Source organism: Flagellimonas pacifica, assembly GCF_900215465.1.
Lineage (GTDB): Bacteria > Bacteroidota > Bacteroidia > Flavobacteriales > Flavobacteriaceae > Flagellimonas > Flagellimonas pacifica.
In genome coordinates this window covers 585,286-600,847 of record NZ_OBEH01000002.1, presented here as the reverse complement: position 1 = coordinate 600,847, position 15,562 = coordinate 585,286, and the positions used below count along the sequence as shown (strand labels likewise).

16 protein-coding genes are annotated in these 15,562 nt (G+C 36.8%); 6 read left to right on the top strand and 10 right to left on the bottom strand.

Annotated features, from left to right (window positions below; translation table 11 throughout):
- Positions 1 to 10: 10 nt before the first annotated feature.
- Together CRO15_RS08350 and CRO15_RS08345 are read right to left on the bottom strand one after the other, a co-directional pair.
- Complete coding sequence (locus tag CRO15_RS08350; RefSeq protein WP_097045345.1) at positions 11 to 364, bottom strand: hypothetical protein; 354 nt, start codon at positions 362 to 364, stop codon at positions 11 to 13.
- Positions 365 to 379: 15 nt separating this feature from the next.
- Positions 380 to 1,171, bottom strand: a complete 792-nt coding sequence (locus tag CRO15_RS08345; RefSeq protein ID WP_097045344.1) for a hypothetical protein — start codon at positions 1,169 to 1,171, stop codon at positions 380 to 382.
- Positions 1,172 to 1,296: 125 nt separating this feature from the next.
- Here CRO15_RS08345 and CRO15_RS08340 point away from each other — a divergent pair, with 125 nt between their 5' ends.
- Positions 1,297 to 2,580, top strand: a complete 1,284-nt coding sequence (locus tag CRO15_RS08340) for a dipeptidase (RefSeq protein ID WP_097045343.1) — start codon at positions 1,297 to 1,299, stop codon at positions 2,578 to 2,580.
- Between the two features lie 49 nt (positions 2,581 to 2,629).
- Here CRO15_RS08340 and CRO15_RS08335 read toward each other — a convergent pair whose 3' ends face one another.
- Together CRO15_RS08335 and CRO15_RS08330 are read right to left on the bottom strand one after the other, a co-directional pair.
- Positions 2,630 to 4,159 (bottom strand): PQQ-dependent sugar dehydrogenase, encoded by a 1,530-nt coding sequence (locus CRO15_RS08335; RefSeq protein ID WP_097045342.1) that lies wholly within the window; start codon positions 4,157 to 4,159, stop codon positions 2,630 to 2,632.
- A 206-nt stretch (positions 4,160 to 4,365) separates the two neighbouring features.
- Entirely contained in the window at positions 4,366 to 5,265 is a 900-nt protein-coding gene (locus CRO15_RS08330) for a DUF72 domain-containing protein (protein ID WP_097045341.1), read from the bottom strand.
- 242 nt (positions 5,266 to 5,507) lie between these two features.
- Between CRO15_RS08330 and CRO15_RS08325 the strand changes: the two genes are divergently transcribed.
- Together CRO15_RS08325 and CRO15_RS08320 are read left to right on the top strand one after the other, a co-directional pair.
- The gene (locus CRO15_RS08325; protein WP_097045340.1) at positions 5,508 to 6,494 is read left to right on the top strand and encodes a tail fiber protein; all 987 of its coding nucleotides are present in this window, start codon (positions 5,508 to 5,510) and stop codon (positions 6,492 to 6,494) included.
- Between the two features lie 125 nt (positions 6,495 to 6,619).
- On the top strand, positions 6,620 to 7,027 hold the full coding sequence (locus CRO15_RS08320) for a glyoxalase (RefSeq protein WP_097045339.1): 408 nt from the start codon (positions 6,620 to 6,622) through the stop codon (positions 7,025 to 7,027).
- Here CRO15_RS08320 and CRO15_RS08315 read toward each other — a convergent pair.
- Positions 7,019 to 7,699: a DUF2461 domain-containing protein gene (locus CRO15_RS08315; RefSeq protein WP_097045623.1), complete on the bottom strand. Its 681-nt coding sequence runs from the start codon at positions 7,697 to 7,699 to the stop codon at positions 7,019 to 7,021. The two genes, CRO15_RS08320 and CRO15_RS08315, sit on opposite strands and share 9 nt — an antisense overlap.
- Before the next feature lie 93 nt (positions 7,700 to 7,792).
- On the opposite strand from CRO15_RS08315, the gene epsC reads away from it, so the two are divergent.
- Entirely contained in the window at positions 7,793 to 8,584 is a 792-nt protein-coding gene (epsC, locus tag CRO15_RS08310) for a serine O-acetyltransferase EpsC (RefSeq protein WP_097045338.1), read from the top strand.
- On the top strand, positions 8,577 to 9,461 hold the full coding sequence (cysM, locus tag CRO15_RS08305; RefSeq protein WP_097045337.1) for a cysteine synthase CysM: 885 nt from the start codon (positions 8,577 to 8,579) through the stop codon (positions 9,459 to 9,461). Before epsC ends, cysM begins: the two co-directional genes overlap by 8 nt.
- 1 nt (position 9,462) lies before the next feature.
- Here cysM and CRO15_RS08300 read toward each other — a convergent pair whose 3' ends face one another.
- The gene (locus tag CRO15_RS08300) at positions 9,463 to 10,260 is read right to left on the bottom strand and encodes an alpha/beta hydrolase (protein WP_097045336.1); all 798 of its coding nucleotides are present in this window, start codon (positions 10,258 to 10,260) and stop codon (positions 9,463 to 9,465) included.
- Positions 10,247 to 11,122 carry an alpha/beta hydrolase gene (locus CRO15_RS08295; protein ID WP_097045335.1) on the bottom strand — a complete coding sequence of 292 codons (876 nt, stop codon included), beginning with the start codon at positions 11,120 to 11,122 and terminating at the stop codon, positions 10,247 to 10,249. Before CRO15_RS08295 ends, CRO15_RS08300 begins: the two co-directional genes overlap by 14 nt.
- 643 nt (positions 11,123 to 11,765) lie before the next feature.
- Here CRO15_RS08295 and CRO15_RS08290 point away from each other — a divergent pair.
- Entirely contained in the window at positions 11,766 to 12,248 is a 483-nt protein-coding gene (locus tag CRO15_RS08290) for a hypothetical protein (RefSeq protein WP_097045334.1), read from the top strand.
- Positions 12,249 to 12,256: 8 nt separating this feature from the next.
- On the opposite strand, the gene CRO15_RS08285 is transcribed toward CRO15_RS08290, so the two are convergent.
- The 3 genes from CRO15_RS08285 to hisIE all read right to left on the bottom strand — a co-directional run bounded on the left by CRO15_RS08285 (position 12,257) and on the right by hisIE (position 15,562).
- Positions 12,257 to 13,726, bottom strand: a complete 1,470-nt coding sequence (locus CRO15_RS08285; RefSeq protein WP_097045622.1) for a magnesium chelatase — start codon at positions 13,724 to 13,726, stop codon at positions 12,257 to 12,259.
- Between the two features lie 16 nt (positions 13,727 to 13,742).
- A complete protein-coding gene (locus CRO15_RS08280) occupies positions 13,743 to 14,891 on the bottom strand; it encodes a vWA domain-containing protein (RefSeq protein ID WP_097045333.1) in 1,149 nt (382 codons plus the stop codon).
- Positions 14,892 to 14,962: 71 nt separating this feature from the next.
- Entirely contained in the window at positions 14,963 to 15,562 is a 600-nt protein-coding gene (hisIE, locus tag CRO15_RS08275; protein ID WP_097045332.1) for a bifunctional phosphoribosyl-AMP cyclohydrolase/phosphoribosyl-ATP diphosphatase HisIE, read from the bottom strand.

Here is a 15,562-nt window from a genome sequence, read left to right as displayed (position 1 = left end):
ATACAAAGCATTAATCTGACTCGAAAATATCTAACGTAACGCCAAAATCGAGGTCTTTGTCAACTTTAGCAGGGCTAATGCTGAACTCATCATATAAAAAACAAAGGTTCATGGGAAGCAAAGGATTTTCTACCTCTTGAGGTTTCCCAAGCTTATATAGCAGTTTAGACTTTACTTGAGAAGCTTTTTCGCTAATCTTCGGGTCTGTATGATTCTCCAGTTCTTTAAGTAAAGAAATCTCTTTGGAATCGCCCAGTTCTAATATTTGCTCAAGCAGAAGAAGCTTGCAGTCTAGATCAGAAGCGTGTTCTAACAACTGATGAAAGATACTTTGATGGTATTCAGGAAGACTACTATCTTTCATATGTTATTGTTTTTTCTACATAGTTCTCAGTACATCAATTTCAAAATCCACCAATTCTTCAACCTTGGGATGTTCTACTAAGAATTGATCGTATAAAAAATTGAGATATTTAATGTCATTGTCTGTTTTACAGACTGTTATCATTTGTTCGGTTATTTCTAACAAACTTACAGTTTTCATCATTCTGAGACATGGTTGAATCTTTTGACAAGCAAAATCAACCCCCCTAAAGTTCTTTGTTTGTAAATGCACTTTCAAACTGCCGATGAATTCCAAAATATTTAACTTATAGAGCCTAATTAATTCTTCCAAAAGCTCCATTTGCCCCATGCATTCAGTTAACACGGGTTTCAAATTCACTTTTTGTGTTGAAAGAACAGATTCCATGTTTTTTTCAATTAACAAAGCATTGGAAACTATTTTCCCATTCTTTTCAGTAGTTTCAACCCTATCTTGAATTTGTTTGCTTGTAGATTTTAAGGTTTTGACTATTTCTTTTTGCTTTTTCGTCAATTCAGTTTTCTCTAATAAGTCTACTAGAGAAAGTAATTGATTCACATCTTGTGTTTCGTTTTTTATCAAATCGTTGGAAGGAGTCATGGAAGACCGAATACCCACATGATCATAGATTACTTCAAGCTGTTCTATTTCTGGGGCACCAAAAACTTTATCTTCCAACCCTGTTTTAAAGTCATCAAATGATTTTTTCAGCTTTCCCGCTTCCACAGTTCCCAATTCTTCATAAGAAAAACTGCTCAATCCAATTTCCAGTTTTTCCAAATACGTTAGTAGTTCCCTTGTTCCCAAACTATCAAGTGATTAATGGTTATCTCATTAAAAATCTAGAAATGATCATGATATCCCAACTTATTGTTCTATAACTGGAGCATTTTGTTGTCAAATTGCTTTATTTGTATGTGTAAAAAAAAATCATGAGATATTTCTACCTATTGTGCAGCATAACATTGATAATTTCTTGTGCTGAAAAAAAACAAAAAACAACGGAAACCTTGGAGGAAAAAGCAAAGCGAATACATAAGGAGGTAATTACCATTGATACGCATGATGACTTCAATGTGAAGAATTTTACGGATAGTATCAACTACTCCCAAAATCTTGATACTCAAGTGAATTTGCCAAAAATGATAGCTGGAGGTTTAGATGTTGCATGGTTGATTGTGTATACGGGGCAAGATTCACTAACTGTTGACGGCTATGCAAAGGCCTCTGAAAATGCAATTTCAAAATTTGAAGCCATTCATAGGCTTTGTAATACCTATGCTCCAGACCAGATAGAGTTGGCACTGACCTCTGAAGATGTTAGGCGCATAAGCGCAGCTGGTAAAAAAGTGGCCATGATAGGTGTTGAAAATGCGTATCCTATTGGCGAGGATCTTTCCAAATTTGAGGAGTACCAAAAAAGAGGTGCACGTTATATTTCTTTGAGTCATAATGGGCATAGTCAGTTTTGTGATTCCAATACAGGGGAAAAGGATAGTTTATGGCTACATAATGGTTTAAGTGACCTTGGTGAAAAAGCTGTTTATGAGATGAATAGACTCGGAATGATGATAGATATCTCCCATCCGTCAAAAGAATCCATGAAACAGATGGTTCAGCTATCAAAAGCACCTATTATTGCCTCTCATTCATCAGCACGTGCACTTTGTGACCACAGCCGTAATTTGGATGATGAGCAATTGTTGTTGTTAAAAGAAAATGGTGGTGTGGTACAAACGGTTGCTTTTAGTTCTTACCTAAATACAGAAAAGCATGAAGCTAGGGCAGCTTATATGAAAGAAATAAACCAAAAAGCAGCCGACTCTTTGGGATTAAACTGGTATGAACGCTCTCAATTTTCTTCTTTGTCCGAAGCACAACAAAAAGAACTGATGGAAAATTATCCTAAAGTGACCAAAATGGCAGATAACATTGCTGGCATGGATGAAAATGCCCCACAAGCGGTAGGTGTATCAGATTTAGTGGATCATATAGATTATATGGTTAAACTTATTGGAATAGACCATGTTGGTATCAGCTCTGATTTTGATGGTGGTGGTGGAATTGAAGGCTGGACGGACGCCTCTGAAACGTTTAATGTAACCCTGGAATTAGTAAAGAGGGGATACACACAAGAAGAAATTGCCAAGTTATGGGGTGAAAACCTTCTAAGAGTACTGGATAAGGTGCAAAAAACAGCCTTAACCATTAAATAAAATTACCGACCTTGAATTGAAGCTAAGGTTTCAATTCAAGGTCATACGATTACTGCTCAGGTACTAAGCGTATGAGCCTGCCAGGTTCTTGTACAATTACATATAGGTAACCATCTTTGCCCATATGTGCATCACGTACCCTACCTATACCTTCTAACAACTTTTCGTGCCCCACAACTGCATTGCCATTCATCTTTAAACGATGTAAGTATTCAAACTTTAATGAGCTTACAAATAAGTCATTCTTCCAATTTCCATAAAAATCCCCCGAGACAAAAGTCATTCCGCATGGTGCTATGGAAGGTCTCCAATAGTGAATAGGCTGTTCCATCCCATCCATTTCAGTAATGTCTGTAAATGTGGTTCCATCATAATTGATTCCATACGATATTACAGGCCACCCATAATTATTTCCTGCTTCTAGAATATTGATTTCATCACCGCCCTGGGGTCCATGCTCTCCCTCCCATATGGCTCCAGTTTCAGGATGTAAGCTTAAGCCCTGAGGGTTACGCGTTCCATAGGTGAAGACTGAACCAACTGCTCCCTGAGTATTGTTAAAAGGGTTGTCACTGGGAATTTTACCATCATCATGGATGCGATGTATCTTTCCAAGATGGTTGTCCAATTTCTGTGGATAGGAGTCCCTGTGCCCACGATCACCAACAGAAATATATAAGTAACCATTCCTGTCAAATAATAGTCTTGAGCCATAATGGTGACTGGTACTAAGGTATGGAAGTGCTGTAAATATCTTTTCCACCTGATCCAATGTATTTCCTGAAAGCTTGGCTCTTGCAACTGCGGTAGTCTGTTCGGAAGAATTGTTAGGGTTGGCGACGCTATAAGACAGGTAGATAAATGAATTGTTTTCGAAATCTGGATGTATGAGTACATCCAACAATCCGCCTTGGCCGGCAGAAACAACATTTGGTACGCCTGTAACTTCTACCAATTCTTTATTGTTTTTAACCAAAAATAATCTCCCGCCTCGCTCGGTGACCAAAATTTCGCCATTGGGCAATTGTTCAATGCCCCATGGAATGCCTGGTATCTTATCCGTAATAGTTTCCAATCGGAAGGTAAGGTCATCCGAGTTGGTAGACCCGGATAGGTCGGGATTCTCTTCCTCCAGTGACTTTTTTGTCTTTCCTTCTATTTCTGCAAGTATATAGTTTGTCAAATCCTTAACTTCTTGATCACTAAAGGTAGAATTGTAAGCTGGCATGCCATTGTTTACATACCCTTTTTGTATGGAATTCAACACCGCTTCTACAGAATTTCCATATGTCCATTCGCGTTCCACAAAAGATCCAAGGTTTTGCCCATGACAGCCGCCGCAATGGTTACGATAGTTAAGGGTCGCTTTTTCTTTATCCACAATTGCGGTTCCTGGATCTGTCTCTTCATTAGGTGGTGTCGTGTTTGTAGAATCTTTACCGCAACTAAACAGTATTAACAAAAGACCAAATAAAAAAGTTACTGTGGACATTCTCAAAACCCTATGAAAGTATTGAATATTAGGAGTGAATAGTTTTATCAAGACTTCTGAAAATGAATTTGGGGCGATTATGTTCATTATGTTCTTTTTAAGAATGGGGTAATTTCCTTTTCAGGGTTGACCTGTATTTATATGTATAACAAGACAAAACCCAAATACCCTAATTTTTTGCTTTGAAAATAAAAAGGCATACATCTTTGTCTTTTTAATCTCACTTAATTGAAAAACAAATTTTTAGTGATACTCAAACATCATTTCTACCTATATAGAAATAACGTTTTCTTTTAAAATAGCGTATTCGGTTTATCTTTTAATAGGTTTTTTGGAATAGAGAGATTGCACTCTAATTGCTTATTCAGCTTTTCAATAAAATATGCAGAAAGTAATGGAGATTCCAATTCTAGGTTTTGATGCACAAAAAAATGAATATTTTTTAAGCCCATTGCTTTCCAAGTAGATAGTCTCTTCACCCAGTCATCCAATCTAGGATAATCAGATTTATGGTTGGCACCAACGTATCTTACAAATGCTTCATTATTTGTTAACCTCATATGCATCAAATCCCTTCTTCCTGCAGTATCCACCAACACATTGGCAATATTATTTTCTTGCAACAAATGATAAAGTTCTTGGGCCACACCTTGCTCATTAAACCAATCCGTATGTCTAAATTCCATTGCAAGAGGAAACTCTTTAGGCCAATATTCCACAAAACGCACTACCCTATCCCAGTTCTTTGGGGCAAAGTTGTTGTGCATCTGCAAAAAAATGGTTCCCAGCTTCTCCTTCAAAAGCGAAGTGACTTCAAGATAGCGGTCCGCCACTTCATAAACTTTATCATTGAGTCTTCTTAGATGACTGACCTCATTGGTTATTTTTGGAAAGAACTTGAAGTTCTCTGGAGTTTTATCGTACCATTTTTGATATTGCTCCGCTGGAAAAATCCGATAAAAAGTAGCATTAAGCTCAATACAATTAAATTGTGAGGAATAATATACTAATTCGTCTTTTGTCCCTCGGGGATAAAAATTCTTGAGATCTTGACGATTCCATTTTGCGCAACCAACATAAACCTTAGTATCTTCATCAGTCTTTTTCTCGGATAATACAACTGTTGTATCTGGATGGTCCTGAGGAATTGTAAAATCTACCTGTTCTGGATAATCTGTCTTGCCAAATTTCATACGGGTATTTTACGTGGAATAGCTAAGATATAAAAACAACTCTTTCTAAAATAAACGAAATAACCAATGGGGTCTGCATTACTCAAAACTGCAGACAAGCTTAATGGACGGACATTTATTACATTTCATAACTAACTGAATTTTATACACGGATATGATTATAAAAATCTGTTCAGTTATTTCGAATTTAACTTTCTTGAAAAGAAATACATTTCTTACTTTTATATTAGAAAATTTATACAATGAAAAAACTAATTTTAATAGGGGCAATTTTTCTTCAAATCAGTTTGACCGCTCAACAAAAAATAGAACTTGATCCAACAGGAGCGGCCGGAGGAGATATTATGGGTTTAAAAGTAACAGAAACAGGAAACAATACTACTAGATTACATGTCTTCAAAAATTTTACAAATGACTCCAACGACATCAATCTACTAACCATTGACAAATATGGAAACACTGAATTAAGAGGTAGTTCCCAATTGAGGTGGAACCCGGTTGGTGCAGCTGGAGGAGACTTTTTTGGGATAAAGGTTACGGAATCTGGCAATAATACCACCAAATTTCACTTTTTCAGAAACTTTACAAATGATACACAAGATATAGACAAACTAGTTATTGATGCTTCTGGCAATGTTGGTGTAGGCACTTCAAATCCAGGGGCCACACTTCATATAATGGACCAAGGTAACACAGGAGTATATTCTTTAAAATTGAACAATAGAATGAGCTTTAGAGGTGATGGCGTTTTTGAATGGGGGGCATCGTCCGATTCAGGAATTTTAAGTTGGGACACCAATAGAGCAATTATAGGAGGTAAAACAGGTCAAGATTTGAGTATTCTTGCCAGTGGTGAGAGAATAAGAATAAAAGCCAATGGTAACGTGGGTATTGGAACTACTTCTCCAGATTCTAAATTAGCAGTTAATGGTAATATCCATGCCAAAGAAGTCAAGGTAGATTTAGCGGGTTGGCCAGATTATGTATTCGAAAAAGAATACCACCTCCCATCTTTGCAAGAAGTTGAAGCCCACATAGAAGAAAAAGGACATTTGAGGAACATCCCAAGTGCCAAGGAAGTGGAAGAAAATGGCATCAAACTTGGGGAAATGAACTCCAAACTGCTTGAAAAGATTGAAGAACTTATGCTTTATACCATCAAACAACAAAAGGAGATTGAAAATCTTAAAAAGGAAATTGTAGAATTAAAATCTACTACAAAAAAATAAAATACACTAAAGCTTTTATTGCAAGACCTAGTTGTGAGGAAGCTGTTCATAACATCGTTAAAAACTAATATAGCCTATAAAAATGTCCATTACATGATTGCGTAGTTTTAATAAAACTTGCAATTATGGACTCACGATCTAATCACCTCATGGGCATTCGTCCTAATATCAGACAAAGTCTTTTGCATGATGACATGAGTACTGAAGAGCGTTTTCAAAACCAGACTTTACGACCAATCATCAAATTTCAAAATACACTTTTAATTGAAGTCTATAAAAACTACATCCGCAAGCACAAAGGCGCATTTTATAATCTTTCTATGGAGAAACGCTTGGATCACATTGAAAAATCCATCCAAAAAGATATCAAATTCAGGAACTCTCTTAAAGGAATCGTTATAGGACAATTTACTTTGGAGGAGTACCAAACTTATATATTAAACTCCTCAGCACTTAATAAAAGAATGATGAACATGGTCATAGAGCGTTTAAAAGACCAAGTGCTGTTATTGGAAAGCGAAGTTCTAGTCTAAAATTGATTCACCATTAAGGTTGGTGGTCAAAATATCGCTCATTAAGTCAAAATAAGGTCTTATTGCTCTAAAAGATGTATCTACTTCTTTTATAAACGTAGTGGAAAGCACTTCTTTATCAGAAAAGTTTTTGACAAAAATGAACTGCTTCTTCTTAATCAGGTCAATATTTGGGTGCTCCTTATCAAAACCCTTAGGGGCAGTCTTCACACCATCGCCTTCTAGCTCTCCCCATATTTTCTTGAAGGATTTATCACTCAAAATCTCTCTTAAATCCGATGCATCCTGCTCAAATTCTTTTCTGATACGAAACAAATCTTCCTTATTGGGTTCCCAAAACCCAGTGGCCACAAAAGATTCTCCCGGTTTAATCCTAAGATAGTACCCTCCTCGTAAATGAGCCCCTAATCTTGAAAATGAGCCTGCAAAGTGTGTTTTATATGGAGTCTTATCTTTTGAAAAGCGAACGTCACGATAAATACGGAACATTTTCATTTTTTCAATTTCGTCATGTTCATTTAAAAGTTCCTGTACATTGGTATAAAAAGATTTAACGTTCGCTTCGTGCGCCTTAAATCTAGTTTTGTTTTCTTGAAACCATTCCTTGTTATTGTTCTTTGCCAGCTCTTTTAAAAAGTTAAAGGCTTCTTTTGTAATTATTGAATTATTCACAGGGCTATAGGGATGTGTTATTTTTAAGCTAAAGTTAGCCATTTTATAACTGAGTGATATTGATTTGGCTATTTTTAAACTTTATTTTCACCTATGGATAAAGAAAAAATTATTGAAGAACTGAACAAGCAAAAAAAACAACCCTATTTAGACTATAGGTTAAAAGCAGCGACTGAAGATTTCACCAATACTCTTTTCTATACTTTGTTTGATGTAAATACTCCCGTGGCGGAAAACTTGGACAAGCTGGAAAGAAAGTTTAGCGAACTCGTCAATCTGGCTTGTTGGGATTTGAACAAGCCGTGCACTAAAGTTTGGGACAACTATGTACAGTCTCTTCCCTTAATTTTGGAAAAATTGAATTTAGATGCTGAAGCCATTCTTAACTGTGATCCAGCTTCGTTGTCCATTCAGGAGGTTTATATGGCCTACCCTGGTTTTTATGCTATTGCCATATACAGACTTGCCCATGAGCTTTATGCTCAAGGTTTTCCATTGGTTCCAAGGTTGATGACAGAGTATGCACATAGACAAACCGGTGTAGATATCAATCCGGGTGCCCAGATAGGCAAATCTTTTTTCATTGATCACGCTACTGGAGTGGTTATTGGTGAAACAGCCGTAATCCATGATAACGTAAAAGTCTATCAAGGTGTTACTTTGGGAGCATTATATGTTGCCAAAAACCTTCAAAAAATTAAGAGACACCCCACTATTAAGTCCAATGTCACTATTTATGCCAATGCGACCATATTGGGAGGAGAAACAGTTATTGGGGAGAACTCGGTAATTGGGGGTAATGCTTGGCTAACAGCATCCGTACCTGCCAATTCAACTGTTTTTCACACACCTGAAATCAAAATAAAAACAGTTTCCAATGTCTAAAAACATTCTTGACCTGATTGGGAACACACCTTTGGTGGAAAGTAGAATTCTCAACACCAATCCCAATGTAAAATTGTTTTTTAAATTAGAAGGGCATAACCCTGGTGGAAGTGTAAAAGACAGACCGGCCCTGAACATGATCAAGAGTGGTTTGGATCGGGGAGAAATCACCAAAGCTACAAAGCTGATTGAGGCAACCAGCGGAAACACTGGAATTGCCCTGGCCATGATTGCAGGAATCTACGGATTGAACATCGAATTGGTTATGCCTGAAAATTCAACAAAAGAACGTGTCCAGACCATGAGAGCATATGGAGCCAAGGTAACATTGACTTCTTCTGATGTCGGTATAGAAGGAGCCCGTGATTATGCCGAAGCTAAAGTCGGCGATGAAGGATATTTAATGCTCAATCAATTTACCAATAATGATAATTGGATGGCTCATTACAAGTCCACAGGTCCCGAAATTTGGAAGGATACCGAAGAAGGAATCACTCATTTTGTGTCAAGCATGGGAACCACAGGTACTATTATGGGCACTTCTACTTTTTTAAAGGAACAAAATAAAAATATCCAAATAGTTGGTGTACAGCCTACAGATGATTCCAGAATTCCAGGGATTAGAAAATGGCCAGAGGAATACTTACCAAAAATATTTGATCCGAAGAAAGTGGATACTGTAATGGAAGTGAGTCAAAAAGAGGCTGAAGAAATGGCAGTATTATTGGCAAAGGAAGAGGGAATCTTTGCTGGGGTCAGTAGCGGAGGTGCTGCGGCAATGGCTTTACGGCTAGCCCAATCTTTGGAAAGTGGTACAATTGTCTCCATTGTTTGTGATCGGGGAGATCGGTATTTATCTTCAGATTTATTTGACTGATTTAATCCAATTCTTGTTTTATCCCTTCCCTGAAGACCTCAAATTCTATTAGGTTGTTATGATTTCCATTTTTTATGGTATACATTTTCTTATCAGAAATCGGTATGGCTTCAAATAGTTTTTTTCCGGATTCATACGGAACCACATCATCCGTTGTTCCATGAAAAATTCGGATTGGACCTTGAACTTTTTGTATGTAGTCAAAAGAAGGCATCTTATATTTCAACACATATCTGACAGGTAAAAATGGAAAACGGCCCTCCGCAACATCCAACAAACTATAAAAAGGGGTTTCCAAGATTAGCTTTTTAGGACTATTGTTTGATGCCAATTGGGTTGCAATACTAGCTCCCAATGAACGCCCATAAACCACAATTTCATTTTCTGGATATTCCTTCAACACATGGTCATAAAACATTTGGGCATCTTTATACAATGCTTTTTCACTTAATGCTCCTGTACTTTTTCCATACCCTCTATAATCCATAACAAGCACATCATAACCTAAATCAACAAAAGGCGACATAATCTGTCCCCATCTGGACAAATCACCTGCATTTCCATGAAAATACAGCACAAGCCCTTTAGGGTTTTCTTTTTTAAAATGAATTGCATTTAGTCTAGCTCCATCATCGGTTTCCAAGAACAGTTCCTCAAAATCATATGGAAAGGAATAATCAAAATCCTGAGGGAGTTTTGTGGGTAAAAAAATGAGTTTTTCTTGAAACATAGTAAGCATAAGGGTCAACAGCGATAATAGAACTAAAACAGAAACACCTATTCGCTTAAGCTTTTGCATTGGCACGTTTTGATGAATGTCTTACATTAATACTGGAACCTTCCAGATTGACCTTTCTTGGTTTTGTTGTAATAATTTCTGTGAGCATTTTATGATAAGATTCAAAAGTATTCAAGTTTTTATGCCCCCCTCCTATTACTGTATAGAGCTTTGTAAGTTCAGGCTTGATTTTGGAAAGCTTCACACTGGTTTTATAGGGAATCAATCGGTCATCTGTTCCATGTATAATATGAATGGGGCAGTTAACGTATTTTAACCATTTATAGGTTGGCATAGGGAACTTAATAAGCAAAGACAAAGGCATAAAGGGTATATATTTTTTTGCAACTTTACTAAGGCTATAATAAGGCGCATCCAATATCAACATTCTTGGATTGTTCATAGAAGCCAGTTTTGCAGCAAAACCGGACCCCATAGACCTGCCATAAAGTATGATATATTTTTCCGTTACTTTCTCCTTGATTTTATTATAAATGACTTGCATATCACGTTTCACTGCCTTTTGTGTTCTTCGGCCCGTACTTTTCCCAAAACCACGGTAATCGACCATAATAACATCATACCCATGACGCGTAAAGTCCACAGCGAACTTCCCCCAACCTTTTATGCTTTTTGAATTTCCCTTTAGGTAGAAAACAACACCCTTTGGGTTTTGTGCCTTAAAACGGAGTCCATTTATAATGGCCCCATCTCTGGTTTCTACATTATACTCCTCTATCTCTTGATTGTCATAAAAAAATTGGAAGTCTTTAGAAAGCTTTTCTGGTTTGAAAAGAAAATAATCTTGAAGAAAGTACAGAGAGACACTGATCAGAATATATGCCAGAAGTACAATTAACAAGATATAGTGCCAATTTTGCATTTAAAAGTGTTTGTTCCAAAATACAAAAAAATCTTGTTAGACTTCTTCATTCATTTATTAATCAGATAATTGATACTGAATCATTTTCAATTGATGTATAATTCATTCAAACAACCTACTAGAAACAATCTGTTATTGCCAATCAACTAATTTCATTCAATCATTGTAATTTATTTAACATAAATGTAAGATTTTACTTATAAATTTATGGTGTATAATAATTAAAACCTTATTCGCATGAGTTTATTGAAAGTATTAGAAGAAAACAAATTAACCCGTAGTCAACTAAGTGAAATTATGGGTGCCGGGAATTCCCTTCAGTATTGTATGCAATCTTATCCATACAATGGTTATGTTGGATGTGCTAACGCAGGGAATTCAACAGAAGGTTATATGTGCCTTTCTAGCTGCAACCCAGACCTTGTTTAATCAATTTATTCTTTATGGCTCATCTAGTATTAGATGGGCCATTTTTAATCATACAATATGAGAAGTTAATCAAACAGTAAAGCAATTTTGATAGCCATGAAGTTATTTCATTTTCGGATTGTCCTGTAATGCCAACTGTTTAACGATTTCTTTATTATAACACATTGGGAATTCAGTTCTTTGTCTTGTATTGAATCCCAAATCTCTAACAAACATGGACTTACTACTCAAGGTATTAAATTGGAAAAGAAACAGTATTGTTCTTTTTATCATATTATTTGCTTTGGTAATTCTAAATTTTTACGGAATTTATACCAATAGGTTTTATTTCTTTAAACCTGACAACTTTATTTTTCCTTTATTGAGTACTATTCATTTTTTGTACCTCTATGTGATTTGGTTCAAAATAACCGAAGGAGAATTACCTGATCCAAAAATGAGAAATTTGGAATATGCACTATATGTACTTATGATTGTATATGCATTTAAAATTTACGACACTGCTCTTATTTTAAACTCTTTTTCAGAATATCAAGAGCATATACTCCCATATACATTTAAGCCGATGGGAATCTTTACACTAGTTTTATATTGTTTGTTACCCTTGCTTACTTTGGTTTCTTTTTGGCACAGAAAACGACTCATAGGGGAATATAACTTTGAAAATTACAACGACAACCTGAATATTTGGCAATAGTCATTAAGCTATAATCCACTAATATAACTACCATACAGGTCTTTGAATTGGTAACCTTGGGTAAAACGATGCTTGCTCAATTTTTTGTGTGCAACCAGTCCCCATAACAACAACTCCTTCATAAAATAAGAATCCTCTTTTGAGATCGAAGGTTGATATTCTTTGAGCAGATGATTTAAAGGGATAACTGAATCCAATTTTGTTCGGTATTCCTTGTCCATATCTTCATCCAACAGTTCAAACCCTTCTCCGTCAAAAAACCAATGTACCAAATCATCGTATACGCTTTCAGCATCTTTCCGTTCCAGTTTGGCTATCTCAGGAAAATAATTGGGAAATAAAGATTTAATGGCGTCTTCCACAAGAATTTCAGCAACTGACCCAGCTCCCTCCTGCTCTCCTTCATAAACCAACTCTATTTTTCCTGTAATGGAAGGAATCACTCCCATGAAATCAGTTAATCGAACTGTAGTTTTCTTATCTCCCGACTTAATAATCCGCCGCTCGGCTGTACTCAACAGATTTTCAAATGCAGTAATGCTCAATCGTGCACTGACCCCACTTTTGGAATCCACATATTCGCTATTTCGTGCTTCAAAACTAATTTGTTCCAAAACATCCATGGCTATTTCTGGAACATGGACAACATCCAGCTGTCTTTTATCCAATTGTGCCTCTTGACGGGTTATTTTCTTCGCTATTTCTAAATTCTCCGGATAATGGGTAAGGATTTGAGAACCAATCCTATCCTTTAACGGGGTAACTATACTACCTCTATTGGTATAATCTTCAGGGTTTGCAGTAAATAGAAATTGAAGGTCCAAAGTAAGGCGAAGTTTGAATCCTCGAATCTGTATATCTCCTTCCTGCAGTATATTAAACAACGCTACTTGAATTCTTGCTTGAAGATCAGGTAATTCATTTATCACAAAAATACAGCGATTGGCCCGTGGTATCATTCCAAAATGAATTACTCTATCATCTGCATAGGAAAGTTTTAAGTTAGCCGCTTTTATTGGGTCAATATCACCTATTAAATCGGCAACGGTTACATCAGGTGTAGCCAGTTTTTCATAAAAACGCTCATCTCGATGTATCCATTCGATGGGAATGTCATCTCCCTCTTCTTTAATTAACTCTGTTGCGTATCTTGAAATGGGTTGAAAAGGGTCATCGTGAACCTCAGAACCTCCCACAATAGGAATCCATTCGTCCAAAAGCTGAACCATCAATCTTGCAAGACGCGTTTTGGCCTGACCTCTCAACCCCAAAAGATTAATGTTGTGCCTGGACAAAATAGCTCGCTCCAATTCCGGAATCACAGAATTTTCATAGCCCCATACCCCATGAAAAGTGTCTTCCCCGTTAGCTATTTTTTCCAAAAGATTCTCACGCAATTCATCTTTAATGCTCTTACTTTGATAACCAGCTGCTTTGAGTTGCCCTAGGGTCGTTATTTTGTTATGGTCCAATTTCATTATCGTGTAAATATGCTTACTTAATTCTTTTTCTTCTATTTTGTTCGTAATCTTCAAAAATCATTTCACCCAACCCCTTAAGGCCTGTATAAAATGCTTTTCCTTTGTTGGCTTGGGTAAATTCCCGTACAAACTGTATTAGGTACGGGTCTTCTGCTATCATAAATGTGGTTATGGGGATATGTAGCTTTCTGGCCTGTTGGGCCATGGCGTAGCATTTCTCCACAATATAATCGTCCAAACCAACACTGTTTTTATAATAGTCGCCATTGGGAAGTCTCAGACATGAAGGCTTCCCATCCGTAATCATAAAAATCTGTTTATTGGTGTTCCGTTTTCTTCTGAGCATATCCATGGCCAATTGAAGTCCCGCAACCGTATTGGTATGGTAAGGACCAACTTTTAAATAGGGCAAATCCTTTATGGGAATGGGCCATGCGTCATTTCCAAACACTAAAATATCCAAAGTATCCTTCGGATATCGGGTTGTAATCAATTCCGCCAAAGCCATGGCCACTTTCTTGGCAGGGGTAATCCTATCTTCGCCATAAAGAATCATGCTATGGCTGATATCAATCATCAGCACCGTACTCATTTGGGCCTTGTACTGGGTATCCTCTACCACTAAATCCTCCTCACTTAATGAAAAACTGTCCAAACCATGATTGATTTGGGCATTTTTAAGGCTTTCTGTCATAGAAATATGTTCCAAGGCATCTCCAAAGCGGTATTCCCTAAACTCTCCGGTATGCTCATCACCCCTTCCAGACTTTCCAGTTTTATGATTCCCAGAGCCACTTCGTTTCAGCTTGCCAAAGATTTGTTCCAAAGCCCTTTGCCGTAACATGCGTTCCAATTTGGCCGTAATAGATAAATTCCCATCTCCATCACCTTCCTTTCCTTCCGTTCTTTCACTATTTGCATCAAGTTCTTCACGGATGAAACCCTTAGCCTTTAAATCTTCGATAAAATCATCAATGGTATAATCATCATCGGTCAGCTCGTATTCCTTATCAAGTTCACGGAGCCAATCCAATGCTTCCTCCACATCTCCAGAGGTATGCGTAATCAATTCTTGAAAAATCTCAAAAAGTTTTTCAAACGGGGTTTGATGAGGAGCTTCGTAGGTAGTGAAACGAAATCCCTTTCTTACATTCATAGCCATTACATAAAGTTAAACTATTTCAATGTAAGGACTTCGGATTTAAAAAAAACTTAACGGTATTGTTTAAGGTTCTATTTGTGACGGGATTTGAGCATATTAATAATGTTTTCCAATTTATATCCCTTCGCTTGCAACAAAATAAGATAATGGAATAACAAGTCGGCACTTTCATTTAAGAACAATTCCTCATCGTCATCTTTTGCCTCTATAACGGTTTCCACGGCTTCCTCCCCTACTTTTTGTGCTATTTTATTGATGCCTTTTCGGAACAACGAAGCTACATAGCTATCAGGATTGTCAGTATCTTCCTTTCTAGAAGTGATGATTTTCTCCAGAGTGGAAAGAAAACCATAATCTTGAACATTTTCTTCGGCCCAACAGGTATCCGTTCCCTTATGACATGTGGGACCAACGGGATTTACAGTTATAAGCAAGGTATCATTATCACAATCATTTTTGATTTTGACCAGGTTTAAAAAATTACCGCTTTCCTCTCCTTTTGTCCATAGCCTTTTTTTACTCCTACTGTAAAATGTTACCTTTTTGGTTTCTTGTGTAGCATTCAATGCCTCTTGATTCATATAGCCCAGCATCAAGACATTTTTGGTTGCTGCATCTTGGATGATAGCTGGGATTAAACCGTCTCTATTTTTATTGAAATTTATTTCCAT

What these genes read in the sequence shown, in the direction of transcription:
- CRO15_RS08350 (WP_097045345.1), bottom strand. Translation starts at nt 364, where the DNA reads ATGAAAGATAGTAGTCTTCCTGAATACCATCAAAGTATCTTTCATCAG.
- CRO15_RS08340 (WP_097045343.1), top strand. Translation starts at nt 1,297, where the DNA reads ATGAGATATTTCTACCTATTGTGCAGCATAACATTGATAATTTCTTGT.
- CRO15_RS08335 (WP_097045342.1), bottom strand. Translation starts at nt 4,159, where the DNA reads ATGAACATAATCGCCCCAAATTCATTTTCAGAAGTCTTGATAAAACTA.
- CRO15_RS08330 (WP_097045341.1), bottom strand. Translation starts at nt 5,265, where the DNA reads ATGAAATTTGGCAAGACAGATTATCCAGAACAGGTAGATTTTACAATT.
- CRO15_RS08325 (WP_097045340.1), top strand. Translation starts at nt 5,508, where the DNA reads ATGAAAAAACTAATTTTAATAGGGGCAATTTTTCTTCAAATCAGTTTG.
- CRO15_RS08320 (WP_097045339.1), top strand. Translation starts at nt 6,620, where the DNA reads ATGGACTCACGATCTAATCACCTCATGGGCATTCGTCCTAATATCAGA.
- epsC (WP_097045338.1), top strand. Translation starts at nt 7,793, where the DNA reads ATGGATAAAGAAAAAATTATTGAAGAACTGAACAAGCAAAAAAAACAA.
- cysM (WP_097045337.1), top strand. Translation starts at nt 8,577, where the DNA reads ATGTCTAAAAACATTCTTGACCTGATTGGGAACACACCTTTGGTGGAA.
- CRO15_RS08300 (WP_097045336.1), bottom strand. Translation starts at nt 10,260, where the DNA reads ATGCAAAAGCTTAAGCGAATAGGTGTTTCTGTTTTAGTTCTATTATCG.
- CRO15_RS08295 (WP_097045335.1), bottom strand. Translation starts at nt 11,122, where the DNA reads ATGCAAAATTGGCACTATATCTTGTTAATTGTACTTCTGGCATATATT.
- CRO15_RS08290 (WP_097045334.1), top strand. Translation starts at nt 11,766, where the DNA reads ATGGACTTACTACTCAAGGTATTAAATTGGAAAAGAAACAGTATTGTT.
- CRO15_RS08285 (WP_097045622.1), bottom strand. Translation starts at nt 13,726, where the DNA reads ATGAAATTGGACCATAACAAAATAACGACCCTAGGGCAACTCAAAGCA.
- CRO15_RS08280 (WP_097045333.1), bottom strand. Translation starts at nt 14,891, where the DNA reads ATGGCTATGAATGTAAGAAAGGGATTTCGTTTCACTACCTACGAAGCT.
- hisIE (WP_097045332.1), bottom strand. Translation starts at nt 15,562, where the DNA reads ATGGAAATAAATTTCAATAAAAATAGAGACGGTTTAATCCCAGCTATC.